This is a genomic window from Herbaspirillum sp. B65, from assembly GCF_000333555.1.
GTDB lineage: Bacteria > Pseudomonadota > Gammaproteobacteria > Burkholderiales > Burkholderiaceae_D > Herbaspirillum > Herbaspirillum rubrisubalbicans.
Window position 1 is genome coordinate 1 of sequence record NZ_BADI01000444.1, and the last position, 1,212, is coordinate 1,212.

The 1,212-nt window shown below is 64.4% G+C and carries 1 protein-coding gene; it reads right to left on the reverse strand.

The features are described 5' to 3' along the window. Window positions 1–1,125 (reverse strand): DUF2863 family protein (locus I5W_RS10580; RefSeq protein WP_252716987.1); only part of this gene is annotated, 1,125 nt, incomplete at its 3' end. Between the last annotated feature and the right edge of the window lie 87 nt (window positions 1,126–1,212).

Consider the following 1,212-nt stretch of genomic DNA (forward strand, 5'->3'; position numbering starts at 1 on the left):
GGGCTTACCCGAGCGACAGCGGCGGCAGTCCTGGCGAGCAGGGCCGATCTTGCCTGGCTGTCGATGGCGGCTTCTTCGTTCCAGCAGGCCGGCGCCGGCCGGGATCATCATGGGCAGTTCTTCACCGCTTTCCTGTTCATACAAGGGCCAGACCGTGCCATAGACCACGGTGGGGTCGTCGCCGATGGAAAAACCGATGCGGTATTCATCGATCTGGCCATTGATGTCCTCGGAGAAGCCGCCGATGCTGGCGTGCAGCTCGGAAGAGGCGATGTCCAGGGTTTGCGTCAGGAAGTAGTCGGCGGCGCGAATGGAGGCCGGGCGGATGCGCTTGTCGGCCTCGCGGCAGCCGAAGAAGTAGGCCTGCGGCAGCAGCAGTTCGACACTGCAACCAGGCAACAGGCGCGTAAACAGCGGTGTGGCCTGTTGCTTCCAGGCTTCGAAGGCGGCGGCCTTGTTGGCCGAGAAATGGCTTTGCTGTTCGCTGTCCTGCCAGTGGAACAGGGCGCCGCCGGCCGGCACTGCAACCGCAGCGATCACATAGCGCGTATCGGCCAGGAAGGCGGCGGTGGGGGGCTGCTCGCCGCGCATTTGCACCGGCGCGTTCTTCAGGGCGCTCTGGCCCATCTGGCGGGTCAGGGCAAAGACATCGGCGTGCACCCGTGGCAGTTGCTCGATGGAGAACAACGCAGGCGCCAGTGCCAGACGCGCATCGGTGGCCAGCACGTGGGCGTGCAGATGGGCGCCGATGGCACTGAGCAGGTCGCCGGCGATGGGGCCGGAGGCGATGGTAAAGCGGGTCCAGGCCAATACCGGCAGCACCAGCAATTGCACGTCGTAGTCCTGGCCGTCGTGCTCCAGGGTGGTCGATTCACTGCCAGCCTCGACGGCTTCGATCAAGACGTCATAGGCGTCCAGGTCGGCCTTGAACAGGTGATCCAGGGCGGCATCGAGCAAGCCTTGATGGCCGGTGCGCAGCAGCTTGTTGAGCAGGGCGTCAAGGGGCTTCAGCCAGGCGCGCTCTTCGAGCCGGCTGGAAGCTTGCGCGATGGCTTGCGCGAAGGTCACCAAGTGTTGGCTGTCGGCAGAAAGCTTGGAGGAAGAACGTTTGGCGGGACGACGCATGGAGGGCATCAGTAATCTGTGTAGACGAAACTGCCTATTGTAGATGATTTGTCCGGGCTGTCAGCCGCAGCGCGGGCAGGCCGCTCC